General features: G+C 29.1%; 30 protein-coding genes. 14 read left to right on the top strand and 16 right to left on the bottom strand.

The window, feature by feature from the left end:
• Window positions 1-199: 199 nt before the first annotated feature.
• Window positions 200-931, bottom strand: a complete 732-nt coding sequence (locus RSC72_RS13640) for a hypothetical protein (RefSeq protein WP_332578581.1) — start codon at window positions 929-931, stop codon at window positions 200-202.
• The gene (locus RSC72_RS13635; RefSeq protein ID WP_332578580.1) at window positions 931-1140 is read right to left on the bottom strand and encodes a hypothetical protein; all 210 of its coding nucleotides are present in this window, start codon (window positions 1138-1140) and stop codon (window positions 931-933) included. The genes RSC72_RS13640 and RSC72_RS13635 overlap by 1 nt, the downstream gene beginning before the upstream one ends.
• 114 nt (window positions 1141-1254) lie before the next feature.
• Between RSC72_RS13635 and RSC72_RS13630 the strand changes: the two genes are divergently transcribed.
• Window positions 1255-1461, top strand: coding sequence for a hypothetical protein (locus RSC72_RS13630; protein WP_332578579.1), 207 nt, complete (start codon window positions 1255-1257; stop codon window positions 1459-1461).
• On the opposite strand, the gene RSC72_RS13625 is transcribed toward RSC72_RS13630, so the two are convergent.
• Window positions 1438-2073, bottom strand: coding sequence for a hypothetical protein (locus RSC72_RS13625; RefSeq protein ID WP_332578578.1), 636 nt, complete (start codon window positions 2071-2073; stop codon window positions 1438-1440). The genes RSC72_RS13630 and RSC72_RS13625 overlap by 24 nt on opposite strands.
• A 216-nt stretch (window positions 2074-2289) precedes the next feature.
• The gene (locus RSC72_RS13620) at window positions 2290-3120 is read right to left on the bottom strand and encodes a sulfurtransferase (RefSeq protein WP_332578577.1); all 831 of its coding nucleotides are present in this window, start codon (window positions 3118-3120) and stop codon (window positions 2290-2292) included.
• A 58-nt stretch (window positions 3121-3178) separates the two neighbouring features.
• Between RSC72_RS13620 and RSC72_RS13615 the strand changes: the two genes are divergently transcribed.
• A complete protein-coding gene (locus tag RSC72_RS13615) occupies window positions 3179-3829 on the top strand; it encodes a hypothetical protein (RefSeq protein ID WP_332578576.1) in 651 nt (216 codons plus the stop codon).
• 51 nt (window positions 3830-3880) lie between these two features.
• Here the strand turns inward: RSC72_RS13615 and pafA are convergent, their stop codons facing one another.
• The gene (gene pafA, locus RSC72_RS13610) at window positions 3881-5527 is read right to left on the bottom strand and encodes an alkaline phosphatase PafA (RefSeq protein ID WP_332566411.1); all 1647 of its coding nucleotides are present in this window, start codon (window positions 5525-5527) and stop codon (window positions 3881-3883) included.
• A gap of 104 nt (window positions 5528-5631) precedes the next feature.
• Here pafA and RSC72_RS13605 point away from each other — a divergent pair, with 104 nt between their 5' ends.
• On the top strand, window positions 5632-6084 hold the full coding sequence (locus RSC72_RS13605) for an SRPBCC family protein (protein WP_332547090.1): 453 nt from the start codon (window positions 5632-5634) through the stop codon (window positions 6082-6084).
• 51 nt (window positions 6085-6135) lie between these two features.
• On the opposite strand, the gene RSC72_RS13600 is transcribed toward RSC72_RS13605, so the two are convergent.
• Window positions 6136-6342 carry a hypothetical protein gene (locus RSC72_RS13600; RefSeq protein ID WP_332547088.1) on the bottom strand — a complete coding sequence of 69 codons (207 nt, stop codon included), beginning with the start codon at window positions 6340-6342 and terminating at the stop codon, window positions 6136-6138.
• Window positions 6343-6476: 134 nt separating this feature from the next.
• On the opposite strand from RSC72_RS13600, the gene fumC reads away from it, so the two are divergent.
• The 3 genes from fumC (at window position 6477) to RSC72_RS13585 (ending at window position 8899) form a co-directional block, all read left to right on the top strand.
• Window positions 6477-7874, top strand: a complete 1398-nt coding sequence (gene fumC, locus RSC72_RS13595) for a class II fumarate hydratase (protein WP_332578575.1) — start codon at window positions 6477-6479, stop codon at window positions 7872-7874.
• Window positions 7875-8009: 135 nt separating this feature from the next.
• Window positions 8010-8444: an MbcA/ParS/Xre antitoxin family protein gene (locus tag RSC72_RS13590; protein WP_332566338.1), complete on the top strand. Its 435-nt coding sequence runs from the start codon at window positions 8010-8012 to the stop codon at window positions 8442-8444.
• Between the two features lie 2 nt (window positions 8445-8446).
• Window positions 8447-8899, top strand: a complete 453-nt coding sequence (locus RSC72_RS13585) for an RES family NAD+ phosphorylase (protein ID WP_332546394.1) — start codon at window positions 8447-8449, stop codon at window positions 8897-8899.
• A 13-nt stretch (window positions 8900-8912) separates the two neighbouring features.
• On the opposite strand, the gene RSC72_RS13580 is transcribed toward RSC72_RS13585, so the two are convergent.
• Window positions 8913-9623 (bottom strand): class I SAM-dependent methyltransferase, encoded by a 711-nt coding sequence (locus RSC72_RS13580; protein WP_332546395.1) that lies wholly within the window; start codon window positions 9621-9623, stop codon window positions 8913-8915.
• A 147-nt stretch (window positions 9624-9770) separates the two neighbouring features.
• Here RSC72_RS13580 and RSC72_RS13575 point away from each other — a divergent pair, with 147 nt between their 5' ends.
• From RSC72_RS13575 to RSC72_RS13560, 4 genes are all read left to right on the top strand, one after another.
• Entirely contained in the window at window positions 9771-10439 is a 669-nt protein-coding gene (locus RSC72_RS13575; protein WP_332546396.1) for an ankyrin repeat domain-containing protein, read from the top strand.
• A gap of 2 nt (window positions 10440-10441) precedes the next feature.
• Entirely contained in the window at window positions 10442-11656 is a 1215-nt protein-coding gene (locus RSC72_RS13570; RefSeq protein WP_332546397.1) for an amidohydrolase, read from the top strand.
• A gap of 86 nt (window positions 11657-11742) precedes the next feature.
• Entirely contained in the window at window positions 11743-12222 is a 480-nt protein-coding gene (locus RSC72_RS13565) for a DUF4822 domain-containing protein (RefSeq protein ID WP_332546398.1), read from the top strand.
• Window positions 12223-12338: 116 nt separating this feature from the next.
• Window positions 12339-13196: an AraC family transcriptional regulator gene (locus RSC72_RS13560; RefSeq protein ID WP_332566339.1), complete on the top strand. Its 858-nt coding sequence runs from the start codon at window positions 12339-12341 to the stop codon at window positions 13194-13196.
• Window positions 13197-13208: 12 nt separating this feature from the next.
• Here RSC72_RS13560 and RSC72_RS13555 read toward each other — a convergent pair whose 3' ends face one another.
• From RSC72_RS13555 to ffh, 4 genes are all read right to left on the bottom strand, one after another.
• On the bottom strand, window positions 13209-13811 hold the full coding sequence (locus RSC72_RS13555) for a transcriptional regulator (RefSeq protein WP_332546401.1): 603 nt from the start codon (window positions 13809-13811) through the stop codon (window positions 13209-13211).
• Between the two features lie 293 nt (window positions 13812-14104).
• Window positions 14105-16507 (bottom strand): heavy metal translocating P-type ATPase, encoded by a 2403-nt coding sequence (locus RSC72_RS13550; protein ID WP_332546402.1) that lies wholly within the window; start codon window positions 16505-16507, stop codon window positions 14105-14107.
• Window positions 16508-16640: 133 nt separating this feature from the next.
• Window positions 16641-17939 (bottom strand): cryptochrome/photolyase family protein, encoded by a 1299-nt coding sequence (locus RSC72_RS13545; RefSeq protein ID WP_332546403.1) that lies wholly within the window; start codon window positions 17937-17939, stop codon window positions 16641-16643.
• A gap of 321 nt (window positions 17940-18260) precedes the next feature.
• Entirely contained in the window at window positions 18261-19622 is a 1362-nt protein-coding gene (gene ffh / locus RSC72_RS13540) for a signal recognition particle protein (RefSeq protein WP_332578574.1), read from the bottom strand.
• 190 nt (window positions 19623-19812) lie between these two features.
• Here ffh and RSC72_RS13535 point away from each other — a divergent pair, with 190 nt between their 5' ends.
• Window positions 19813-20178 (top strand): hypothetical protein, encoded by a 366-nt coding sequence (locus tag RSC72_RS13535; RefSeq protein ID WP_332546697.1) that lies wholly within the window; start codon window positions 19813-19815, stop codon window positions 20176-20178.
• Between the two features lie 53 nt (window positions 20179-20231).
• Here the strand turns inward: RSC72_RS13535 and hemB are convergent, their stop codons facing one another.
• Complete coding sequence (hemB, locus tag RSC72_RS13530; protein ID WP_332546700.1) at window positions 20232-21224, bottom strand: porphobilinogen synthase; 993 nt, start codon at window positions 21222-21224, stop codon at window positions 20232-20234.
• A 133-nt stretch (window positions 21225-21357) separates the two neighbouring features.
• Between hemB and trmD the strand changes: the two genes are divergently transcribed.
• Both trmD and RSC72_RS13520 read left to right on the top strand, forming a co-directional pair.
• Window positions 21358-22044, top strand: coding sequence for a tRNA (guanosine(37)-N1)-methyltransferase TrmD (gene trmD, locus RSC72_RS13525; RefSeq protein ID WP_332546695.1), 687 nt, complete (start codon window positions 21358-21360; stop codon window positions 22042-22044).
• A 72-nt stretch (window positions 22045-22116) separates the two neighbouring features.
• Window positions 22117-23226, top strand: coding sequence for a DUF6438 domain-containing protein (locus RSC72_RS13520; protein ID WP_332546694.1), 1110 nt, complete (start codon window positions 22117-22119; stop codon window positions 23224-23226).
• Window positions 23227-23256: 30 nt separating this feature from the next.
• Here the strand turns inward: RSC72_RS13520 and RSC72_RS13515 are convergent, their stop codons facing one another.
• The 3 genes from RSC72_RS13515 to RSC72_RS13505 all read right to left on the bottom strand — a co-directional run bounded on the left by RSC72_RS13515 (window position 23257) and on the right by RSC72_RS13505 (window position 25231).
• Entirely contained in the window at window positions 23257-24045 is a 789-nt protein-coding gene (locus RSC72_RS13515) for an alpha/beta fold hydrolase (RefSeq protein WP_332578573.1), read from the bottom strand.
• Between the two features lie 77 nt (window positions 24046-24122).
• Window positions 24123-24755, bottom strand: coding sequence for a peptide deformylase (gene def, locus RSC72_RS13510; RefSeq protein WP_332546692.1), 633 nt, complete (start codon window positions 24753-24755; stop codon window positions 24123-24125).
• Window positions 24756-24817: 62 nt separating this feature from the next.
• A complete protein-coding gene (locus tag RSC72_RS13505; protein ID WP_332546691.1) occupies window positions 24818-25231 on the bottom strand; it encodes a DoxX family protein in 414 nt (137 codons plus the stop codon).
• Between the two features lie 308 nt (window positions 25232-25539).
• Here RSC72_RS13505 and RSC72_RS13500 point away from each other — a divergent pair, with 308 nt between their 5' ends.
• Window positions 25540-26037 carry a GNAT family N-acetyltransferase gene (locus tag RSC72_RS13500; protein WP_332566047.1) on the top strand — a complete coding sequence of 166 codons (498 nt, stop codon included), beginning with the start codon at window positions 25540-25542 and terminating at the stop codon, window positions 26035-26037.
• Between the two features lie 19 nt (window positions 26038-26056).
• Here RSC72_RS13500 and RSC72_RS13495 read toward each other — a convergent pair whose 3' ends face one another.
• On the bottom strand, window positions 26057-26755 hold the full coding sequence (locus RSC72_RS13495; protein WP_332566046.1) for a DUF1826 domain-containing protein: 699 nt from the start codon (window positions 26753-26755) through the stop codon (window positions 26057-26059).
• Window positions 26756-26853 lie beyond the last annotated feature (98 nt).

Below are 26853 nucleotides of genomic sequence, written 5' to 3'. Positions count from 1 at the left end.
TATATTTTAGGAGTTGGATTGTCTTTTGTTAATCCATTATTTAGTATAATAATTTATTTCCTAATTCCACTTTTATGGTTATTACCAAATCGTAAAATAGAGAAAAATTTGAGTTAATTGTAATTCATTTTTATAAAATATAATAGAAATAGTCTCTTAAAATTAATTGTTTTAAGAGACTATTTTTAAAAAAAAACAGTTATTCTAGTGTTAATTTATTCAATAAATATTGATTTATCCAATCAGGAATTAATTCGTTGTGAATGATAATTTCATCATCTTTTTTCTCTAAAATCAAATCACGATTCTGATTAGAATTATCTAAAATAAATGCACGATCAGCTTTCATAAAAGCTTCATATAATAAATCTAAACATTTGTAATAACGGCTAATAATTTTATCTTCATTTACAGCATGTCCTCCTTTTTCAACTCTATTTTTTACACGTTGAATATTTATTCGAGGATCCTGTGTACAAATGAAATAAAGATACGTTTTGAAACCTTCTGTTTTTGCTTTTTCTAGAAATTCTACTTTAGAATGATGTGACATAACAGTTTCAAAAGAAAAAGTAGATTTATTTTTAAGTAATAATTCTCTAAAAAATTCGGCAATGAATGAAGCATGATAACTATTAATAGCTTGCTTGCAAGTTAAAATATTATCAGTAATTGTAATTTTAGAAAAAGCTTCAAGCTTAAATCGGGAATCTTCTATAAGTTTAGACTGAAATTGATTCCATTCGCTATTTGTAACAATTTTTGGCAAATAATCTTTACAATTAATAAAAGATTGGTTTCTCAATTTTGCTTCAATAACATCTGCATTAATTGAAAAACCAATATTGTAATTTTCTGTAATAAAATTTATCAATGTAGATTTTCCAGAACCATTTGGACCACCATACATTCTAAACCGTTTCACATTCATTATTTAATTTTGTAACGTCCTTTCTGAATTTTTTTTGTTCCAAATTCTGGTTTACCTAATTTTTCTTCAGATCCGTCTGCATTAATCTTTATTAATTGCTCACGACGTACTGTCAAATAAGATAATCCTAAAGCTTTGTTTATTGTAATAGCTTCTTTACTACCTTTTCGTTGAGCATTTCGTAAGTCTTGAATAGTAATTTCAACCATAAAATATAATTTTAAATAAAGTTACGACTATTTTATTAATTCTACAGTAAATATTTTTCTATCGATAAGTTTTCATCAGCGCCCCATTCAGACCAAGAACCATCATATACTTTTATGTTATCAAACCCAGCAATTTTAGAAGCGGTAATTCCAGATCTGCAAGTAAAGATCTTATTTTGGTTATCATTATTACCTATTTCTCCAGGTTGGATGAGTGAGAACTTTCAGTCTCCATTACCAGTTACGCTTTACGGTTTTATGATTATTCAGAAAGTTACCATAAAAAAAGAAGGAAAATTACTTAATTTTTTTAACTCCTAAAATATCTATTGATTCATAGCCAAAATATTTATCATACCATTTTAAAGGTTCCGTTTTAATAATTTTCTTTTTGTATTCATAGGGAGAAATTAATAATTGAATTGAATCTCCTTCTTCTATATTTTTATATTTTATTGAGTCTTTGTCTAATGAAAAGTCAAAAGGAATATTATATTTTAGAACAATAGTATTACTCACACCTCTATTATAATTTATTTTTTTTACTTTATCATTTAATTGAATATACCCATTTTCTTGTATGGATTTATTTTGTAAACTACTAATTTTATGATTGATTAAGCTTAAAAAAGTAATATAGACAATAAAGGGAGAAAAACACAAAAAATTATACAAATAAAATTTCCAAGATTTTTTGTGAAAAATATTTTTAGAAATATTCTTTGTAATAAAATTTATAGTATTTGAATTGTTTATATCATCCTCTAAAAATCCAAATTGTTTATCATCAAAATAAATATTTAAATATTCTTTATCCTTGATATAATTATAATCATAAAAGACATCATCTAATTGATAAATCTTCCATCGATTAAATATGTGAGATTTAGATTTGATATATTTATCATGTATTTCAAACAATCCAACAGACATTGTTTTCTGGTAAATGTAAAAACCAAGAATAAAACAGTAAAGGAATAATATAACTCCTAAATTAAAATTAATCTTCTTAATGATTATACAAGCTATAATTATGAAGAAGATAACATTAAAAATAATTATTCCATACTTTAATAGTTGATATAAAAGTAATTTAGATTCATCATAATTTTTATAAATTAACATTTTTAAATTTAAGTATTAATTTTGTTATTCTATCGGTAAGTTTTCGTCAGCGCCCCATTCAGACCAAGAACCGTCATATACTTTTATGTTATCAAAACCAGCAATTGTAGAAGCGAAGGCTAGGATAGAAGCGGTAATTCCAGATCCGCAAGTAAAGATATTTTCGTTTGTAGAATTGGTTAGTTTCTCAAATATACTTTTCAATTCAGTTTTAGATTTTAAAGTTGTTCCATCCAAAACATTTTCAAAAAATAAATTCTTCGAATTTGGTATATGTCCGCTTCGCAAACCTTGCCTTGGCTCGGGAGAAGTACCATTGAAACGCCCTTCTGATCGAGCATCTATAATAGTTTTGTTTCTATCGTTTATTGAATTTAACATAACTTGTATGTCTGCAAACCAATCTTCCTGAAAATCAGCTGTAAAATCTCCTTTTTTTGTTGATTGAAAATAGATGGAATTTGTTTCAAAATTATTTTCAATCCAACTTGGTAAACCTCCATCCAAAACATATACATTATTGTATCCCATTGTTTTAAACATCCACCAAACACGCGGACTTGAATAAACGCCCCAACGATCGTAACATACAATAATCGAATCTTGATTAATGCCTAAATTTTGAGCTTCATCGGAAAAAGTTTTTTCATTAACCAATGTATGTGGAAGATTTACAGTATGGTCAGAAAATTTACCTTCTAAATCAAAAAAACGTGAATTTGGAATTAATTCTAATTTTTCATTTTGAAGTGATTGTCCAACTTTATCAATCGTACAATCTAAAATAATTAAATTTTGAAGTGATAAATTATCGTGTAATTCTTTTACTGTAATTAATGATGATGAGAAATTCATATTGATTGTATTTTGATTGATAAAAATAAAAAAACGCCATCAATAAATAATTATTAATATGAGAATTATTGTATTTTTAAATAAAATAATAGGAAAATACATGAATGTTTGGAAAAGTATTGAGAAAGGAGATAGTAAAATAATTGCTTATTTAAATAATACGATATATAAAGGAAATCCTAAAGAGAGTGAATTAGAATCTATTTTTAGAAAATTAAAAACTGGAGATACGCAAAATTTAAATCTTTTTGAAATTAACCAATCTGTATTGAAGGAAGTCAGACTAGATGAAAGAAAGGAGTGTATACAAATCTTTTTTGGTCAAAATTCATACGAAGAATTGAAAATAAAAAATAAAGAAATAAGGAATGAAATTTATAATTATTTGAGTGAAAATATTCCAAATAGTAAGAAAATTACAAAACATTATTCTAAAATTGAATCAGGAAAAAAAGCTTTGTACGCATTTTTCGTTATACTTATTTTTTTTATTTGGTCTTCTTATTTAGCATTAGATATTGAAAATGGAGCTGAATATGAAGTCTCAGGAAGTGGACATTCTATTGCTGGTATTGTATTAGGTATAGGATTATTAGGTATTAATACTATATTATTTATATTTATTCCATTATTAATAATATCAATTTTAAGTTTTTTTATAAATACAAGAAAGCCTAAAATAGTTCATAAAACTATTGTAATTCGATAATGAAAAACGCTGTCAATTATTGACAGCGTTTTTCATTTTATTTTGTACAGTTTATTTCTGATTGATAACCTCTGTTACAGGTTTTCCAATATTTCCGTTTGGCTCTTCGATATGCAATAAAGCAGAAATAGTAGGAGCGATGTCTGTCATATGAACAGGATTGTTATTTTTTCCATGTTTTATTCCCCAACCCATTAATACAAAAGGAATATGCGCGTCATAAGATCCCCAAGTACCGTGTGTTGTTCCACCACTATTTTGTTTACCGCCATACCATTGTGGCTCTAAAATATAATTTATTGCACCACTTCTTTTATAATTATATCCATTTATCATACGCTCTTTTATAAGTGCAGGAATAGAAGCCTCGCCAATTTTATCCATATCAGCAACAAAAGAAACACCATTAACTTTTCGCATAAATTTTACGATTTCGTCTTTAATTTCTTCTTCGTCTAGTTTATTTTGCTCGATAATTTGATAATTTAAATGAACTTGATAATTTGTTAATGAACGTACAATATCAGCAATTTTGAATTCTTCTTTCAATTTTTCATTTAATCCTTTTTTTACTTCTCCTGTTGGGAAATAGCCAGCATTTCCTTTTTTATCTTGAAAATATTTAGGATTATGAGCTCCACCATGATCAGCCGTTAAGAAAACTAAGTAATTTCCTTTACCAACTTTTTTGTCTAAATGATTAAATAATTCTTCTAAATCATTGTCTAAACGCAAGTAAGTATCTTCAGCCTCTATTGTATTTGGCGTAAATTGATGTCCAACATAATCTGTAGAAGAAAAACTAACAGCTAAGAAATCTGTAATTCCTGCTTGGTTTTGACCTAAATTTTCGTTGTCAATAATTTCTATTGCAAGATCTTTTGTTAAAGAATTTCCGAAAGGTGTAGAACGAATTAATCCTAAACCATTCTCTTTTTTAAGCGCTTTCAAATCATAAGGAAATTCACTTTTTGTTAATCCTTTATAATTTTCGCGGTATGGATTTCCATCTTTTTCACTTTGTACATAAGTTTCTATCGGATAAAGTGTATTCCATTTATCTAAATATTTTTCAGTCAGTTTTTTATCATTGAATTTTTGTAACCATTTTGGTAATTCATTCATATAAAAAGAGCTCGAAACCCATTTACCAGATTCTCCTTCAAACCAAAAAGCAGCGTCAGCAAAATGACCAGCAGGTAAAATTCCTCCACGATCTTTCAATGATATTCCGAATACTTTCGAACGAAAATTTGTTGCTAATTTTAATTGATCTGTAACTGTAGAAGTTAACAAGTTTTTTGGAGACATTTTTCCTGCTTTACTTGTTGTTCCAACACCATTTACAGCATCATCTTGCGTACAATACATTTCTTGACCAGTTGCTTGAATGATAAAATCATTTCCTGCAATTCCATGTATCGCAGGTACAGAACCTGTATAAATAGTACTATGACCAATTGCTGTATAAGTAGGCAAATAAGGTATATAAGTATTTTCGTTGCTAAAACCTTCATTTAACATACGATTAAAACCTCCTGACGAATAACGATCTTGATAACGATAAAGATAATCCCATCGCATTTGATCCACTACAACTCCAACTACTAATTTAGGACGGCTTACTTCTTGTTGTGCATAAAGCGAAAAGCTAGCAAATAGTCCTAAAACACTTAAAAAAGTTTTATTAAATTTCATTTTAAAAAATTTTACAACACAAATGTAATGATTAAAATTTTGGTGTAATTTTAAATAACAATTAAAAAAATCATTAAATTAAACAAACCATAAAAAAAATAAAAATGAGTGCACAACCCGTAATTATAAAAGAAATTTTTGACGCTCCAATAGATAAACTTTGGTTCGCATTAACAAATAAAGAGGCTTTTGATAAATGGTATTTTGACATTGATAAATTTGAACCAATTGTAGGATTTGAGTTTCAATTTTATGGTGGTTCTTATTTACATCGGTGTAAAATAGTTGAAATAGATACCAATCAAAAAATTGCGTATACTTGGAAATATCCTATTTACGAAGGAGATTCTTTGGTTACGTTTGAATTGAAAGAAATTGAAGATATTTTAGGAAATCAAACCCAATTGATTTTGACACATGAAGGTGTAGAAACTTTTCCACCTGATGATCCAAATTTTTCAAGAACAAGTTTTGAAGCTGGTTGGAATGAAATTACCCGAATTAGTCTAAAAAATTATATTGAAGGAAATTTAAACGAAGAATCTAAAGTAGAATAAAAAAAGGAGCTTCGTCAAGCTCCTTTTTAATTTTTTCAATAACAGTATATATTATTTCTTGAATAATACTGTGATACCCTCTTGATTTGGTAAAATCGGGCGAGGTTCTTCTGCTGTTATTATTCCAGCTTTTTCTTTTCTTAAATTCGCAAGCCACATTGGTATCCATGAAATAGCCATCGTTGCAAAAAAGATGATACCCCAGAATCCACATAAAGCGACTGTTAAAAATAATAAGAAACCTAAAAATTGAATCATGATTTTATTTTTATGAACAACAAATTTACTAAATAAAATTTATAGAAATACTAACAATAATCACTTTTCTTTCAAGAAACGATTTCTTAAATTTGTAGTAATTAATTATACTAAATAATAAAAAATATACCAAAATGGAATACAGAATTGAGAAAGACACCATGGGGGAAGTAAAAGTTCCTGCAGAAAAATATTGGGGTGCACAAACAGAACGTTCTCGTAATAATTTTAAAATTGGACCAGCTGGTTCTATGCCAAAAGAAATTGTAGAAGGTTTTGCTTACTTAAAAAAGGCGGCTGCTTATGCAAATGCTGAATTGGGTGTTTTATCAACAGAAAAACGTGATGCAATTGCAGCAGTTTGTGATGAAATTTTGGAAGGAAAATTAGACGATCAATTTCCATTAGTTATTTGGCAAACGGGTTCTGGTACACAATCTAACATGAATGTGAACGAGGTTGTTGCAAACCGTGCACAAGTTTTGGCTGGTTTCAAAATTGGCGAAGGAGAACCAGTTCTTAAAGCGAACGATGATGTAAATAAATCTCAATCTTCTAACGATACTTTTCCAACAGGAATGCACATCGCGGCATACAAAGCTGTTGTAGAAGTTACAATTCCTGGTGTTGAACAATTACGTGATACTTTAGCTAAAAAATCTGCTGAGTATATGAACGTTGTTAAAATTGGTCGTACACATTTAATGGATGCAACTCCTTTAACTTTAGGACAAGAATTATCGGGTTATGTAGCGCAATTAAACTACGGTTTAAAAGCTTTACGTAATACTTTAGAGCATTTATCTGAAGTTGCTTTAGGTGGAACTGCTGTTGGTACAGGTCTTAATACACCAGATGGTTATGATGTTACGGTAGCAAAATATATTGCAGAATTTACAGGTTTACCATTTGTAACGGCTGAAAATAAATTTGAAGCTTTAGCTGCTCACGATGCAATTGTAGAAACTCATGGAGCTTTAAAACAATTAGCAGTTTCGTTAAACAAAATCGCGAATGATATTCGTATGTTAGCATCTGGACCACGTTCGGGTATTGGAGAGATTCATATTCCAGAAAATGAGCCAGGATCTTCTATCATGCCAGGAAAAGTAAATCCTACGCAATGTGAGGCTTTAACTATGGTTGCTGCGCAAGTAATGGGTAACGATGTTGCAATTACAATTGGTGGAACGCAAGGTCATTATGAATTGAATGTTTTCAAACCATTAATGGCAGCTAATTTCTTACAATCAGCAATTTTATTAGGAAATGCTTGTGTTTCTTTTGACGAACATTGTGCACAAGGTATCGAACCAAATTATGCGCGTATCGAAGAATTAGTAAACAACTCATTGATGTTAGTTACAGCTCTTAATACAAAAATTGGTTACTACAAAGCTGCAGAAATTGCGCAAACAGCACATAAAAATAACTCAACACTAAAAGAAACTGCAATTGCATTAGGATATGTAACTGCGGAAGAATTTGATGAGTGGGTAAAACCAGAAGAAATGGTTGGTTCTTTGAAATAAGAATTAAATCTAAATAATAATTTGAAAGAAAGAGATTGTGAAAATAATCTCTTTTTTTTATACATAAAAGTTAAAATTAGGAAAAAGTACTTTTTGCAAGTGGAAAAATTGTAAATTTGTGGAAAGTTTAAAATTATGACAACCGTTAAACTAAAAAGCTACAAACAAATCATTGATGAAATTCCTGAAGTAAGAGATTTTACTAATGTATATTTTTATGTTAATCAATATAATATAGATCAAAAATATATTCATTTTTTAGATGAATTATCTGGTTTAAAAGACGAAATTATTTCGAAATGGTTAAATATTACAACACGTACATATCGCAATTATAAAACAAAAGATGTATCTCTTAAAGATAATACAAAAGAACAAATTGTATTGTTAATTTCGCTATACAAACATGGTTTAGATGTTTTTATGACAAAAGAGGATTTTGAACATTGGTTAACAACGCCTAATATTTTGCTAGATAATAAAGCACCAATGGATTTTTTAGATACTGTTTCGGGTTTAAAATTTATTGATAATAGGTTGACTGCTATGGAGTTTGGAGAAAACGTATAATTATGCTTGTCTATAATATTCGTAAAGCAAAGTATGCGCAGTCGTTACAAGCCTCTGGAGTTGCCAATAGATGGAATAAAAACGATGAATTTGTTATTTATACGGCAAGTTCACGTGCATTATCTACCTTAGAATTGGTTGTGCATAGAAATTATATCAACATAGACAATTCGTATAAATTATTGGTGATAGAATTAGATTGTGAAGAAACTGAAATAATGGATATTTCTAAAACTAAATTACCTAAAAATTGGCAATCTGTAGAAGCATATCCAAAATTACAAGAAATAGGTTCTAAATGGTATCAAGACTTTAAGTTTTTGGCAATGAGAGTTCCTTCTGCAATTATTCCGAAAGAGTTTAACTACCTCATCAATACAAAACATCCTAATTTTTCTGAAAAAGTGAAAATTTATGAATTAGAAATTTATGAATGGGATAATAGATTGTTATGAGATTACCATAAAATTACAATTTTTTGCCACTAATTCCTGTTGAACAACCTCCAAAATAGCTATCCAAATTTACTTTTAGATTGTGTCGCTCAAATATTTCTTTCACTTTTTCGCTATCACCAAAATTCTGAGTATAAATCCATAACATCTTATAATTATCAGGATTTCCTAAAAATATTTTTCCTAAAATTGGAATTATTTTTCCTAAATAAAAACGATAAAAATAGAGTAGAAATTGACTTTTGGGCTTTGATACTTCTACAAAACTAAATTTTCCATTTGGTTTTAATATTCGATTCACTTCTTTTGCTAAAATTTCTAGTTGCTCATTATTAAAAGTTTTCAAACCATAAGCACAAGAAATTATATCATAATAGTTTGATTTTAAATTATTATTAAGCATATCTTCACAACGTAAATCAAGATTATCTTCAAAAACTTTTTGTTTCTTTTTATAAGATTGGGAAATCATTTCTTCCGAAAAATCTAAAGCGTGGAAATTAGCATTTGGGAAATTATTTTTTAAAAATGTCCAATTTTCTCCTAATCCAGAAAGTAAATCAATAACATTGAGATTTTCATCTGACTTTCCTAATTTGTCTAAGAACTGCTTTCTCCAACGAATAGAAAATCCAAAAGAAGTTATATAATTCATTCTTTCATAAGAACTTGACATTTGGTTGAATAGTTTCTTAACAAACTCTGGTTCGTAAATATTGTTCATGTATTTAATAATAAAAATAAACTTACAAATATTCTTTTTATACAAAGAATAAATCTTTCAAGGATTAAGATAAAAGTCACAAATGCGCGGTTCAAAATATGCTGAACTTTGTACTTAATTAATCAGTAATTATTTAATTCAAAAAAGATGAAAGTACTATTGTTTTTACTCTCTATGGAAGTCTTCAGTTCTTGTGGAACATCAGATGATTCCATATCAAAAGAAGCCGTTATGATACAGGAAAATATAATTGAACTTGTTTCAAAAAATGATATTGAGGCAGTTAAAAATGCATTAGAAAATGGTGCTAACGTAAATGCACAAGACAAAAATAAACGTAATATTTTATTATTGGCTACGATGAATAAACAAATTGCAATGGCTAAACTATTAGTAGAAAAAGGTGCTGATGTTAATATGCAAGCGGATAATCAAGATAATGCTTTTCTATATGCTGGTGCAAGTGGACAAACGGAGTTAGTAAAATTATATCTGGTTCATGGCGCTCTCTTTGATTTGTTTAATCGTTATAATGGTACTGCCTTAATTCCTGCTTGTGAACGTGGTCACGTAGAAACGGTAAGATTACTTGCAAATACAAAAGATTATCCTATAGATCATATTAATCGTTTGGGATGGACAGCGCTGATGGAAGCTGTCGTATTAGGCGATGGATCTAAAAAATATCAAGAAATAGTACAAATCTTGAAAGATGCTAGTGCAAATCTTCAAATTCCAGATAGTAATGGCGTTACCGCTCTTCAACATGCTAAAAACAAGAATTTTAACGAAATCGTGAAAATATTATCTCAATAAAAATGGAAAACAAAACATCATATCGTTTAAAAAATGTATTACTTGAAACAGGTTTTGAGTATAATGATCAAGAAATCATCAAAACAAAAACAGATTTATTCTGTATTGATATAGAGAATGGTCAGATAAAAAACATCAAACCGAATGAACCCAATAGTACAGCAATCGATGCGAAAGGTTATTTGATGTTGCCAGCTTTTAAAGACATGCATGCACATTTAGATAAAATGCTTTTCGGATTACCTTGGCAAGCAGTTTCTTCGAAAAGAAGAACTGTAAAAGATATGATTGCTTATGAGCAAAAGATGATTCCAGAATGGTTAAAAACTTCGGTGGAAAGAACAGAAAAAATGATTGATTTTGTACAAGGATACGGTACAGCATATATTCGTTCGCATTTTAATGTTGATCCAACTTCTGGTCTGAATTCTTTGAAACATTTAGAAAAAGCATTACAAAATAAAAAAACATCGATTACTGCCGAACTGGTTGCATTTCCACAACATGGTTTGTACTACACAGATACATTGCCTATTTTAAAGGATGTAGCAAAGATGGATTCGGTAGCATATATTGGTGGAGTAGACCCTTATTCTTTGGATGGAAGCATAGAAAAACCAATGGAGCAGATAACACAACTTGCGATAGATAATAACAAAGGAATTGATCTTCATCTTCATGAAATGGGCGAAAGTGGAATGAACACAATTCAATATCTAATTGATAAAACAGAAGAAAATCCACAACTCCGCGGTAAAGCTTTCGTAAGTCATGCTTTTGCTTTGAGTGCCTTAAATGAAACTGAAACTGAAAAAATAGCAGAAAAATTGGCGCATGCAGGAGTAGGTATTGTATCATCTGTTCCTTTTGGAAATATGATTATGCCAATTCCAACGCTTCGAAAACATGGTGTAGAAGTATTAATCGGAAATGATAATATTCAAGATCATTGGAATACTTTCGGATCTGGAAATATGCTTCAAAAAGCAAATCTTATAGCAGAATTATATGGTTATGAAACAGAATGGGAATTATCTAGAACATTAGCTTTTGCTACGCGTTATAAACTTCCTTTGAATGACAATGGAAATCAACAATGGCCAAAAGTTGGAGATGAAGCGAACTTGGTATTTGTTGACGCAAGCTGTTCGGCAGAAGCTGTTTCACGTATTTCATCTATAAAATCATTGATTCACAATGGTAAGATAGTTTTTTAGTTATAAATTATTCAAGCTTTGTAATAAATAGAACAAAAGCATTGAAGTTATTATGTATAGTTTTGTTTTAAACAAATTAAATATATATGAAAACATTTAAAAAAATCACGTTATCACTTTTGATTGCATTTTGTACTTCTCTAATTTTTAGTTGTACAAATGATGATGATAGTGTAGAACCAATCTTAACTCCAAGCGAAATTTTAGCGAGCACACCTTGGGAAACTACTAATGCAAAAAACAATAAAAATGAGAATGTAGTATTAGCCGATCCTAATGTGTCTAATTTTGTAGGTTTTGCTTATTTTAAGTCTAACGGTACATTTACGATGTATAATTTGGATAATTCTCCTAAAATGAAAGGAGATTGGTCAGTTTCAGCTGATGGAAAAACTAGAACTATTGTAGCTAAAAATGATGCAGGAACTGTCTTATTTACACGTGTTGTAGATATTACAGTCTTAACAAAAAAGGAATTTACTTACAGAATTTATCCGAATAATGACGATAAAACGGTATACTCCGATATTATTCATACGCCAACAACACATCAAGAACCAAAATAGGAACTTATTTAGTATAATATTTATTTAATATGGTTTAACGTGTAAAACTTACATGTTAAACCATATTTTTTTTATAAATTCCCAAAGAATGCAGTATAACAAGATGTTTTAGAAAGATGAACTTACATACCGACAACAAATATGTACCTATTATTGGAATTCAGGAATTCAGAGAAGGGCAGACTGCCGGAAGAAAAGAACTACTTTACAATGAACTTCATGGAGAACGACATATTAGTAAACCTCATAAACATGATTTCTTTATCATCGTTTTGTTCGAGCAAGCAAAAGGTACTCATAATATAGATTTTCAAGATTATGAAATCGGAAATAAGCAAGTGCATATTTTATTTCCAGGTCAAGTTCATAAATGGAATATAATGCCCGATACTACAGGTTATCAATTGATGATTGATAAAGCTTTTTTTGATCGTTTTTCATCATATTTCCGTTTTTCGTTTACAGATTATACGAATCATCCCGTTATTGCTCTATCAGACCATAATTTTGATCTTTTAAAATATGAGTTTGATGCTATAAAAGATGAATTAAAAGCGACTGATTCCCTTCAAGATATAATTAGTACGAGAGCAGCTGTAATAGCAGCTATTGTTAGTAAGGCGGCTGAGAAAATTTTTACAGGAGCAAAAATTTATCAATCAAATCCAAGATTAGCAAAATTTAATATGCTAATAGATCAGTTTTTTAAAGAGGAAAAATCAGTTACTTTTTATGCAGAAAAGCTTAATATATCTGCTAATTATCTTAATATACTTTGTAAGAAAAATCTAAATTTATCTGCTACTCAATTGATTCAACAACGAATATTATTAGAAGCTAAACGATTACTTCAGTCTACAGATCTTTCTATTAAAGAAATTGCTTTTGAACTGGGTTTCGTCGATCACGCTTATTTTTCTAATTTTTTCAAAAGTCAAACAAGTATAACGCCTACAAAATTTAGAGAAGAGTAGTAAGATATATTTTTACAATTGTTCTAACTTTATTTGATAAAATATAATGGCTTGTAAAATTTCTTCGTAAGCTGCACGTTTCAGAATACTACTTACTGTACTTTGGCTTTTTAATTCTAATAATTTTGCCAATTGTTTTTGATTAAGATTTTGATTGAGATAAGCAATTCTAAAATATTCTGCCATCTTTTCAGTCCAATTATGTAGAATAAAAGTCAACAAATCAACCACAGTTTTTAATTCTTGATTAATCCTTTCGTTTGGTGTTTTTATAGACAACGTAGATTTTTTTAACTCCTTAAATTGTTCGGTAGAATAGGAGAACGCCACACCTTTAGAGGCAGTTATTTCTTCTGAAAGAGTATCAGTTTCTCCAACGCCAATTGCTATTCGTGCATCTAATGGTTTTATGGCTTTTAGTGTTGCTTTTATTAATAAAGAAAATTCTAAAGCCTTGTTTGCATCAATTATTAATTGAAAATGATCCGTATCATAAATCTGCCAATCTTTAGGATCTTTACCAATTGTATTAAAAAGTTTATGTAATTCTTTTATCCAAATTTCAGATTCAACTTCACGAGAATTAATCACATCTCCTGTAATAATTGCTTTCATAGGTTTATCAATTCAAAATCGAATATACAATAAAATCGACTAATTCTTTCTAAATTATAATTTTAGAAGAATTAGCCGATTTATTATTCAAAACCTCTTGTGCCTTTTGAATTAAAATTCGTCAGTTCGAGTGATTTTTAGAAATGAAATGAATAAAAATTGTATCGAGAATAGAATTTTATCTTCTAAAACCTTATTCTCGATACAAAATTCTTACAGAATTTCACTCGAATTGACGGTTTTATTACTAAAATTAGCAAAATGTACAACAGGTTATTACTGAATCTTTTTATCTATATTTTTTTATATTTCAAGAATAAACTATTTGTAACAACACTTACACTACTTAGTGCCATGGCAGCACCTGCAAGCATAGGATCTAACAAAAATCCGTTGAAAGGATATAAAACTCCCGCAGCAATCGGAATTCCGATTATATTGTAAATAAATGCCCAAAATAAATTTTGATGAATTGTTTTGACAGTTTGTTTTGATAGATTTATTGCGTGATCAATTTTTGTTAAATCTCCACCAATCAACGTAATTTCGGCTACATCTATTGCAATATCAGAACCATTTCCCATTGCAATACTTACATCTGCTTGTGCCAAAGCTGCACTATCATTAATTCCGTCACCAACCATTGCAACAACTTTTCCTTTCTTTTGTAAATCTTTGATAATATCCATTTTATCATTTGGTAATGCATTTGCTACAACATGATCTATGCCTACTTGTTTTGCAATAGCATTTCCAGAAAATTCGTTATCACCAGTTACCATCCAAACCTCAATTCCTTTTTCATGAAAAGATTGAATTGCTTCTATAGATGTTGATTTTATTTGATCTGAAATTCCAATCAAAGCCAACACTTTTTCATCATCTCCAAAGAAAGAAATGGTGTAATTTTTATTTGAAAATGAATCAATCAATTGATTAACTTCATTGGTTTTCTGAATATTTAATTCATCAATCCAACCAACTTTACCAACGTAATAATTTTTATTATTATAATTCGATTTCAGACCTTTACCTGAAATATCTTCAACATTTAAATGAAGTAAATTAACTTCATCGCCTAAAAAATCTGTAATTGATTTTGCAAGAGGATGATGACTATTATTTTCTATTGTAAACAAGATGTCTTTAGCAGAATTATCTAACCAAATTAATTCCTGAACTTTAGGTTTTCCTTCGGTAATTGTTCCTGTTTTGTCTAAAATAATTGTATCAATTTTTTTGGCTAATTCTAAACTTTCAGCATTTTTTATTAAGATTCCATTTTCAGCACCTTTTCCCATTCCAACCATAATTGCAGTAGGTGTTGCTAAACCAAGTGCACATGGACATGCGATAACTAAAACTGTAATCATAGACAATAGTGCCATTGTAAAAGCATTTTCTTGACCTAATATTAACCATGTTACAAAAGTTAATAATGCTATTACGATAACAATCGGAACAAAAATTCCAGCAATTTTATCAACCAATTTTTGCACTGGAGCTTTACTTCCTTGCGCATTTTTTACAGATTGAATAATTTGTGCTAATAATGTCTGATTTCCAACTTTTAGCGCTTTGTATTGTATAGAAGATTGTTGATTGATTGTTCCTGAGAAAACTTCCGAGTTTATACCTTTTTCTACCGGAATTGGTTCTCCTGTTAAAGAACTTTCATCAATAAATGATTCTCCTTGAACTATTTTACCATCGACAGCTATTTTTTCTCCTGGTTTTGCTAAAATTAAATCTCCTATTTGAACATCTTCTATCTTTGTTTCAACTTGCTGATTATCTCGTAAAATAGTTACCGTATTTGGCTGTAAACCAATCAACTTTTTGATTGCTTCGGATGTATTTCCTTTGGCGCGTTCTTCTAATAATTTACCAATTAAGATAAAAACAATAATTAATCCAGCAGCTTCAAAATAGGGATGTGCGTGCAAACCTTTGCTGTGCCAATACTCTGGAAACAATGTATTGAAAACACTAAAAATATAAGCAACACTTGTACTTAGAGCTACTAAAGTGTCCATATTAGCAGATTTATTTTTAAGTTGTTTCCAAGCTCCAACAAAAAATTGTTGTCCAAAAATAAATAGAATAGGAGTGGACAACGCCCACATAATATAGTTTCCATACGGCATATCCATAAAAAACATACCAATAATAAAAAGTGGAAAACCAAAAATTAATGCATAAATGACTTTATTTTTTAGATCCTTGTATTTTTTTTCGTGTAATTGTTCTATTTCTTCATCTTGATTAATTTTTTCATCAATCATCAAATCGAAACCAACATTATTTAGTGTGTTTTTAAGTTTTTCTGGCGTAATCAAATTCGGAATAAATTCAATTTTTCCCATACCGTTTCCATAATTAACTTCTGCATTTACAACACCAATTTGTCTTTGTAAATTAGCTTGTGAACTACTTGCACAAGAAGCACAAGTCATGTTAAGTACAGGGTATGTTTTTTGAACAGTATTTATTTCAAACTTATTTTGTTTTAAAGCATCATAAACTTTTGGTAAAACTTTTGGTAATTTTTTGGCAGTAATAGAAATAGATTTTGTTTTTGAATCAACTATAAATTGTTCTAAATTCTCTATTTCGGCAAGTAATGTTTCAATTGTAGAAACATCTTTTTCTGTATTTAAATTAAGTATTGGAATACTAATATTTTGTGTGTCCATAAGTTTTAATTTTGTCGTACAAAGGTCTAGATTTTAAATGGCGATTGTTTTATACAATTTTCTAATTATCTTATATCTTTTTAAATTCATTACTTAAATTATATATTTAAGTAAAAATATTTATATAATTAAATTACAGCATGTTATTTATTCCTTCTTTGTAAGTTTTTAATGCTCTTTGTCTTGCAAATTGATGTTCTACAATTGGTGTAGGGTAGTCTAAATCGTTCAAATTCGGAATCCAATGATTAATATAAATTAACTCTTTATCAAACTTTTTGGTTTGTTCGTACGGATTAAAAATTCTGAAATAAGGAGCAGAGTCACAACCGCAACCAGCAGACCATTGCCAATTTCCATTATTTGCAGATAAATCATAATCTAATAATTTTTGAGCAAAATAACTTTCTCCCCAACGCCAGTCAATTAATAAATGCTTACAAAGAAAACTTGCTACAATCATTCGAACACGATTATGCATAAAACCAGTTTCGTTTAATTCTCGCATTCCTGCATCAACAATAGGGTAACCAGTTTCACCATTACACCATTTTGTAAATTCAATCTCATTGTTTCGCCATACAATATTTTCATACTTTTCTTTAAAGCATTTGGTTGTAACTTTTGGAAAATGAGCAAGAATCTGCATGAAAAATTCTCTCCAAATTAATTCATTTAACCATGTTTGATTATGATTTAAAGCATATTCAACACATTTTCTGACAGATATTGTACCAAAACGTAAGTGAACGCCTAAATGAGTTGTATGATCTAAAGACGGATAATCACGGTATTCATCATAATTTGAAATAATATTTTGATTTAAAATAGGCGCTTCAAAATGAATATCTGTTTTCTTGAAACCAATTTCTTCGAGTGTATGTAAAGGAGCAGAATGAGAGAAAAAATGATCAACATTACAATCATAATTTTGAAAATGATTTGCATTTAACTTTTCTTTCCATTTTTTAGAATATGGTGTATAAACAGTGTAAGGAGTTTGGTCTGTTTTTAAAACATCATTTTTAGAAAAGATGACTTGATCTTTAATCGAAGTAAATTTTATGTTTTGTGATTCTAAAAATAATTTTACATTTTCATCTCTTTTTATTGTATTCGGTTCATAATCTTCATTACAAAAAACTTCTGCAATTTGATATTCATTTGTTAAATACTTAAATGCATCATTTACTGTTCCGAAAAAAGAATAAATAGATGTGTTGTATTTTTTTAACTCTTGATTTATATTTTGTAAAGATTGATGAATAAAATCTACACGACGATCTGTTTTATCATCTAATTGATTCAGGATATCTTCATCAAATATAAATAGCGGTAAAACTTCGAAACCAGAATTTAAAGCCAAACTTAATGCATGATTATCTGTTATTCTTAAATCTCGTCGAAACCAATGTATCACAATTTTTTTCATGTATGCAATTTAATAAAATGAATTATGAATTCAATTAATAATAAACTATTCAATCCTAAACTATTTCTTTTATTGAAATTATATAGAGATAGCGTGTTTATGTGTTATATAATAGTGCATTAATTTTACTATTTAACATAATAAAGATTATTAATAATAAAATATCTTTGATATTTTATTATTATAATATATATTATGTTAAATAGATTGTTTTAAAAGTATACTCTATATAATATATTGAAGAATTAAGTTATAATTATAAAATAAAAAAGACTCAACACTTTGTTGAGTCCTTAGAAAATATATTAACTATAAAATAAATTACATTTTTGGCATTCCAGGAAAACCACCAGCTGGAGCATTTTTAGACATTGTTTCCATCATCTTTTTTCCATTAGCAGAATTCATGAACTTCATCATTTTTCCCATTTCAGAGAATTGTTTCAATAATTGATTTACTTCTTGTAATGATGTTCCCGAACCTCCAGCAATTCTTTTCTTACGAGAATTATCTATTATGTTTGGATTTTGACGTTCTTTTTTTGTCATTGAATGAATAATTGCTTCAACACCTTTGAAAGCGTTATCATCAATCTCAACATCCTTCATAGCTTTTCCAGCACCAGGAATCATTCCGACTAAATCTTTCATGTTACCCATTTTCTTGATTTGTTGAATTTGTTTCAAGAAATCATCAAAATCGAAACTATTTTTGGCAATTTTTTTCTGTAAACGTTTTGCTTCTTCTTCATCAAATTGCTCTTGAGCACGTTCTACTAAAGACACAACGTCTCCCATTCCCAAAATACGATCGGCCATACGCTCTGGATAGAAAACGTCTAAAGCTTCCATTTTTTCTCCAGTCGAAATAAACTTAATTGGTTTGTCTACGACTGTTTTGATAGTTAAAGCCGCACCACCACGTGTATCACCGTCTAATTTTGTTAGTACAACTCCATTATAATTTAATACATCGTTGAAAGCTTTTGCTGTATTTACAGCATCTTGACCTGTCATAGAATCTACAACAAATAAAGTTTCTGTAGGATTTACAGTTTGATGTACACGACGAATTTCATCCATCATTTGTGTATCAATAGCCAAACGACCTGCTGTATCGACAATAATTACATTATTACCGTTTTGTTTTGCTTGTGCAATTGCAGACTGCGCAATTTCTACAGGATTTTTATTTTCTAAATCTGCATATACATCAACACCAATTTGTTCTCCTAAAACTTGTAACTGATTGATGGCAGCTGGACGATAAACGTCACCAGCAACTAACAATACTTTTTTGTTCTTTTTTGTTTTAAGGTAATTAGCCAATTTACCAGAAAAAGTAGTTTTACCAGAACCTTGTAAACCAGCAATTAAAATAATAGTAGGATTATCATCAATTTTTAGTTCGGTAACCTCACCTCCCATTAATTTTGCTAATTCGTCGTGAACAATTTTTACCATTAATTGTCCTGGATTCAACGAAGTAATTACATTTTCTCCCATTGCTTTTTCTTTTACAACATTTGTAAAATCTTTTGCAACTTTATAACTAACATCCGCATCTACTAAGGCTCTACGAACCTCTTTTACTGTTTCTGCAACGTTAATTTCTGTAATTTGTCCTTTCCCTTTTAAAGTATGTAATGCTTTATCTAATTTATCCTGAAGATTTTGAAACATTTTAAGTCTTATTTATAACTACAAAGATAAAAAAATTAAATAGAAATGATGACATATTACACAACACTCCTATTTGTTGATTATTTTACTTCAAATTGTAGCTTTAATTTTTACATATAAAATAAAATTACACAATACACCTTAGGGTTGTGAAAGTTTTCATATACTTGCACCACAAATAATTGGTAAAATGAAAAAAGGTTTAGTATTACTATTATTCTTTATTGCTGGGTTGGTATACAGTCAAACAAAGAGTGATAAGACACATTATTTCTTTTCCATAGCTTATGGACAGAATAATGAAGTTTATGTTTCGGATATTTACGAAGCAAATATAGAAAACAAAGATATTTATGGGAAACTTGCTGAGAGATATGTAAAATTTCAGATTTTTTTGGTAAAACAAGGTAAAGTTTCATCTATTAAAGATATTCAAACTGGATACGAAAAAAATTATTATAAAAAAGAACAAGCTTTAGCTGAACAACAAAATTTGTTGTCAACTTTAGAGAAACAACAATTTATCCCGAAAATTGTTGATTATCAATTGAATTAAAATACAAAAGCCACTCAGATTTGAGTGGCTTTTATTTATTATTTAAGGGCTAATTAATCATTTAATAATCGTGCAGCTTCTTTTGCAAAATAAGTCGAAATTAGGTCCGCTCCTGCTCTTTTAAAACATGTTAAAGATTCTAAAATAACTTTATCATTATCTAACCAACCTTTTTCTACAGCGGCTTTTATCATTGCGTATTCTCCAGAAACTTGATAAACAGATACCGGAACTTGCAAATTATCTTTCACTAATTTTACAATATCCAAATAAGCCATACCAGGTTTTACCATCAAAATATCTGCTCCTTCTTCTACATCTGCAATTGCTTCGCGCAAAGCTTCTTGTGAATTGTGATAATCCATTTGATACGTTTTTTTATCTTTCGGAATATCTTGTGTATCAACTGGTGCAGAATCTAATGCTGTACGAAAAGGTCCGTAAAAAGATGATGCATATTTCGCTGCATACGACATAATTCCTACGTTATGAAAACCATTATCTTCTAAGGCTTCGCGCATTGCGCCAATTCGTCCATCCATCATATCAGACGGTGCAACAAAATCGGCACCAGCTTCGGCGTGAGACAATGTCATCTTTACCAATGCTTCTACAGTTTCGTCATTTGCGATTTCACCATTTTTTATGATTCCATCATGTCCATAAATAGAAAATGGATCTAAAGCAACATCAGGCATCACAATCATTTCTGGAATTGTATCTTTTATTGCTTTTATTGTATTTTGCATCAACCCATTCGGATTCCATGCTTCTTTTCCTGTATTATCTTTTAAGTTATCGCTAACTTTACAATATACGTTAACAGATTTTATTCCTAAATCCCAGATTTCTTTAACTTCTTTTATTGTATTATCAATAGATTGACGATAGATACCCGGCATTGCAGAAATTTCTTCCTTTACTCCTTCTCCTTCAGCCACAAAAATTGGTAAAATAAAATCGTTTGGTGACAAATGATTTTCGCGAATCATACTACGAATTGATTCGTTTTTGCGTAGTCGTCTATGTCTGTTATGTAAAAACATTTGAATATAATTTTGTACAAATTTACTCGATTTCATTTGAATAAGGATATGAAAGACATCAAAATTATTTATGATATAAATTCTTTCATCAATGATTTCTTTCAAAACAATTTTTTTAAAATATCTTTGCAACATGCGAATAGATATTATCACAGTTTTACCCGAATTATTAGTTAGTCCATTTTCTGCCTCTATTATGAAACGTGCGCAGGATAAAGGATTGGTTGAAGTTAAGGTACATGATTTACGAGAGTTTGGAAAAGGACGTTATCGCCACATAGATGATGCGCCTTATGGCGGAACATCTGGAATGGTAATTATGTGCGAACCGTTGGACAAAATGATTTTGAAGTTGAAGGACGAACGTGAATATGATGAAATTATTTATTTGACACCAGATGGCGAAACATTGAATCAAGCCATTGCAAATGATTTGTCGTTGAGAGGTAATTTGATGATGATCTGCGGACATTACAAAGGAATTGATCAACGTATTCGTGATATGCATGTTACACGTGAAATTTCTATTGGTGATTATGTACTTTCTGGTGGAGAATTTGGTGCAATTATTTTGGCAGATTCTATTATTCGTCTTTTACCAGGTGTTATTGGAAATGAGACTTCTGCTCTTTCAGACTCGTTTCAGGACGATTTGTTAGCGCCGCCAATTTATACACGTCCGTCTGAATATAAAGGTCATAAAGTTCCGGATATTTTACTTTCGGGTAATTTTCCGAAAATTGAAGAATGGCTTCATGAACAGGCATTGGAACGTACGAAAGAACGTCGTCCAGATTTGTTAGAAAAAAGATCAAAATAAACGCAGAAAGCTTCCAAATTTGGAAGCTTTTTTAATGATTATTTTATTGTATCTTAATTCAATAAATTATTTATGAAGTACATCTATATTTTTATACTCCTATTATCCTTTAATTCCTGTAAAGATAATTCCGAAGCAGATCAAGAATTATTAAAACAAATGCAAGGCGTCTGGTCAACTAAAATGGCAGTTATGAATCCTGTTATTTATCAATTTGATTATGATTCAATATATAATAGTCACGGATATTATAATGGGTATTACAAAACCTATGGAAATCGAGAGCATAAGACATTTATTCCAACTAAATTTTTAGGTAATTCTATCAAATTTGATATTAAAGATTCAACAGTTCATTATTTTGATTCTATTAATAAAATGAAACCATTTTTTAAAATTTTATCAATAAACAAAAAAGAAATGGTTATTAAATATGAAAGTGATTATAGTCTTGATACACTTGGGCGACAAGATAACAACATCAAAACACCATTAGATTATGATCAAATTATTTCTACATCAAGTGGTTGCTACGGAAGTTGTGGTATTATAAATATCGCTATTCAAAAAAACGGAACAGTAATTAGTGCAAATGAGGCTTTTAATGGAAAAAAAGGTGTTTTTGAAGGTAAATTGGACAAAAAGTTTCATCAATTTTTAGAGCAGAAAATTAATAATGCAGAATTACTTTCATTAAAAGATAATTATGAAGAAAATATTACAGATGCATCAGAGAACATTTTACTTGTCATTAAGAATAATAAAATTATAAAATCGATACGTGTTTATGCTTATCCAATGAGTTATTTTTATTCGAGTTTGGAATTAGCCCTTAGCTATTCAGGTTCTATAATGAATAATAAAAAGAAGTACCACGAATCTGAATACTTCCCGCTACTAAGTTTAATTAATATTAATGGAAAACAATTAAGCAAAGCCCAAACTTTTTTATTTTGGACAGAATTAGTGAAACATCCGTCGAAAAAAATATCAATAAAAAATCAACAGAATTATAAAACAGAATTTTATTACTATTATTTTGGTGGTGAATTAAGCGAAATTAATCCTTGTAAATTAATTAGTATAAAAGGAAATGGGCAGCAATTTGAATTAACTTTTGAGAATAATGAAATCTATTATTACGACTTAGATTATAATTTTATAGAGCGATATTTAAACTAAAAAAAGCTTCCAAATTTGGAAGCTTTTCTACTATATTTTTATTCGATTAATATACTCAATCACTTTATCGTTAAAGACTTGTGGTTGATCGACGTTAACAACATGTCCACAATCTTCTATCACAATTAATTCTGAATGCTTTTTATGTGTTTTTATCAATTTCTGAATAGATGGCAAAAACATGTGATCTTCAGAGCCCATCACATAAAGCGTCGGAATATTTAACTCAACTTCTCTAAACCATTTTAGCAAAGGATTAATGTCTGCGGTAAGTTTGAACCATTTCAAAAATTCTTTTTGATACAATTTTTTCGCTTCGTTGATAAACAAATTTCGAGATTCTTTGTGTGCACTTCTTGGCATTATTGCAAAAGCAAAAATACGGTATAACAACAGATACGGAATCATGTGTTTGAATAGATTACCAACCTTCATAAAAAAACGACTTTGGTAATTCATCTTCATTATTGCACCACCCATAATCATTGAGTTGAAACGGTTAGAATAATCTTCTGCTAATTGTCGAATAACGATTGTTCCCAATGACATACCAACAAAATGTGTTTTGTCAATTTTAAGATGATCCAAAACATCAATAACATCTTTCGCAACAGATTTGAAGGTATATCGTTTCTCAAAAAGTGTTTTTATATTCTTTTTAGAACGACCATGACCTCTTAAATCTAATAATAAGACATTAAAATGTTTACTAAATTCTCTGATTTGTTTGAACCAAATCGTCGAGCTTCCTCCTGCTCCATGAACAAAAGTAACCCATTCTGAGCTTGTTGGATGTGTATATGTAGTGTATGCTAACAATTTTCTGATATAAGTTCTTACAAAATTAAACTAAAAACTATGCCAAGCATAATATTTTGTATCAATTTAATATTTTTTTAATCTTCTTCGTCATCATCAGTGTCAGAATTTGCTTTTTTTAGATAAAAAACATCATTCATTACTTCAGCTTTTACATAATTTAACTCTTCTTGCTCTTTTATTCTGTCCGTAAAAAGCGTTCCAATCAAATGATCATATTCATGCTGAAAAATTACCGCTGTAAAACCTTCTACAGATTCATCATGAAAATTACCATCCAAATCATAATATTCTAATCGAAGAATTAAGCTACGATGCACTTTTCCGAAAATATCTGGAATAGACAAACAACCTTCTCGACCATAACGAACAATATCAGAATACCACGTTATTTTTGGATTAATAATAAACTCAAAAGGTTCTCCTTCTTTGTCATAACGTTGTACCCAAACCGCATTACGATTGATACCAATTTGTGGTGCCGCAATACCAACACCTTTGCTGGCCTCATCTTGCACGGTTGCAAACATACGATCCGCTAACAATTTTGTTAACGGATCTTTTGGATCGATATCTATTGATTTTGCTTTTAATATTTTGGTGTCAGCATCAGACGTTGTTAATAAAACACGAAATGTTTCGTACGATTTTTTTTCTTTTATTAAACTCGTTTCTGATTTTGTTAACGGTTTATAACTATTATTTTTCATTGATTTTGATTGAGCAAATAATGTTGAGGAACAAATTAATAATCCGTAAGTTATAAATTTTATCATTTCTTTAGTATTAATTTATCAACAGAATATTTTCCTGAACCTGATAAAAATAAAACTAAATAATTAAATAAATAAAATAATCCCAACTCTTTTTTACCAAATGGATCTCCATCATGAACGATAAAAACGGCAACTAACATTGTAATGATTAATGGAACTGCGGCAACACGTGTAAATAAGCCAATTAAAATAAAAAATGCACAAAGTATTTCGGCGAAAACCGTTAATCCTAATGATATTTCTGGACCTAAACCAATTGGATCTCCAAACTCGAAACTTCCATTTACTAATTTTTGTAATTTACCAAAACCGTGAGAAAACATGAATCCTCCTGCAGCAAGACGAACCAATAATAAAGATAAATCAACAAAAGCGGGTTGACTACTTAATAATTTAAATTTTGTACTCATTTATTTTTTTATTTTTTCAAATATAAGACAATTGACATCTTAATCTATTTTTAGAAAAATATATTCTCTCTAATTTATTTAACTAGAATAATGTATCGGTTATTTTTAGACTAAAATTCTCTTCTCGATATAAATTTTAATTCATTATATTTTTAAAAATTACTCGAACTGACGAATTTTAATTCAAAATACACAACGGGTTAATTCTACTTTGTTTTTAAGATTTTTTGTGATGTAGTATCTTTTTTATTGCAATAGGTTTATTTTTACATTTTTAAAAATTGTAAATAATACAAGAATAAAATACAATGCAAAATATAAGTTTTGAAACAGAGCGGTTGTTTGTAGAACCCATGAAAAATGAAGATTCAGATTTTATTTATCAATTGGTTAATTCTGAGGGTTGGATAAAAAATATTGGAGACAGAAATATAAATAATATAGAAGATGCTGCTCATTACATTCATAAAATTGTAAACAATAGTAATTATACTTATTTGGTTTTTAAACTAAAAGAAACTCAAAAATCATTGGGTCTTGTTACACTTATTAAAAGAGATTATTTAGAGGATTATGATATTGGTTTTGCAATTTTACCAGAATTTGAAAAAAAAGGATATGCTTATGAGGCAAGTCAAAAGTTTATGGAAATAATCAAAACGAATAAAATCTGTAATAAAGTGCTTGCTATTACATTGCCAGAAAATATTTCTTCTATTTTACTTATAGAAAAACTAGGTTTAGAATATATAAATGAAATAACAGAAAAAAATGAAACGCTAGCTGTTTATCAAAAAATAATATAAAAAAATGGAGAATACCGGTTTAACAAATCAAAAGTAATCGGTATTCTCCCTCATTCTCTACAGGAGCCCGATGAACACAAGGTAAAACATTTTGTTGGGGATGATCTACTGCCAATTTCCACAGATTACCCAATTCTAAATTAGTTGGTGTTCCATTTGGTTTGACTTGATAATGTAAATCAAAATAATATTCTTTCAAGAAGTCTTCAAATTCTTCGTCTGGACCGTTATGTAATTCTTTCAACTTTTCTCTAATACTTGGAATCAATATTTTTTGTTCAACTTCTTCATTAGAAATTATATCACTTGAAGCACCAAAATAAGTACACAAAAATGTATCGCTACTAATTGGCGAACGATCTACATGAAAAGAGTAAACATCTGTTGAAATGAAGTCAAACTCTTCGTCTTTATTGTATTTTTTTATTAAATTAAGAGAAGGTAATGCACCAAAATCAGTTAATAATTGCAAATCATTCAAAATTATTTCTCTTGCAAGGTTTCCTTTTTCTGATAAATTTAATTGTAAAAGATCTTTAGTAGAAACCTCTGTCACATTTTCTTTTAAAGAAAGTTGATTAGTAATTTCTTCGAAATCACCATCTAAATTTCTTTGCCAACAAATAGCATTTTTTGCTCCATGAAAACTTGTATTTATAAGCTCCAAAAAAGAAGAAACTACTTGTACCTGGTGATGGTCAGAAAATGTATGATTCATTTTTTATAAATGTCTTTATTTAATGCAAAAATAAACATTTATCATAAATAGGTTTATATAAATATTGTGTTCAGTATAAGTATACTATGATATATAGT

It is taken from the genome of Algoriella sp., assembly GCF_036647415.1.
Lineage (GTDB): Bacteria > Bacteroidota > Bacteroidia > Flavobacteriales > Weeksellaceae > Empedobacter.
The sequence above is the reverse complement of the archived record's forward strand: the minus strand, read 5'-3'. Positions and strand labels throughout refer to the sequence as shown.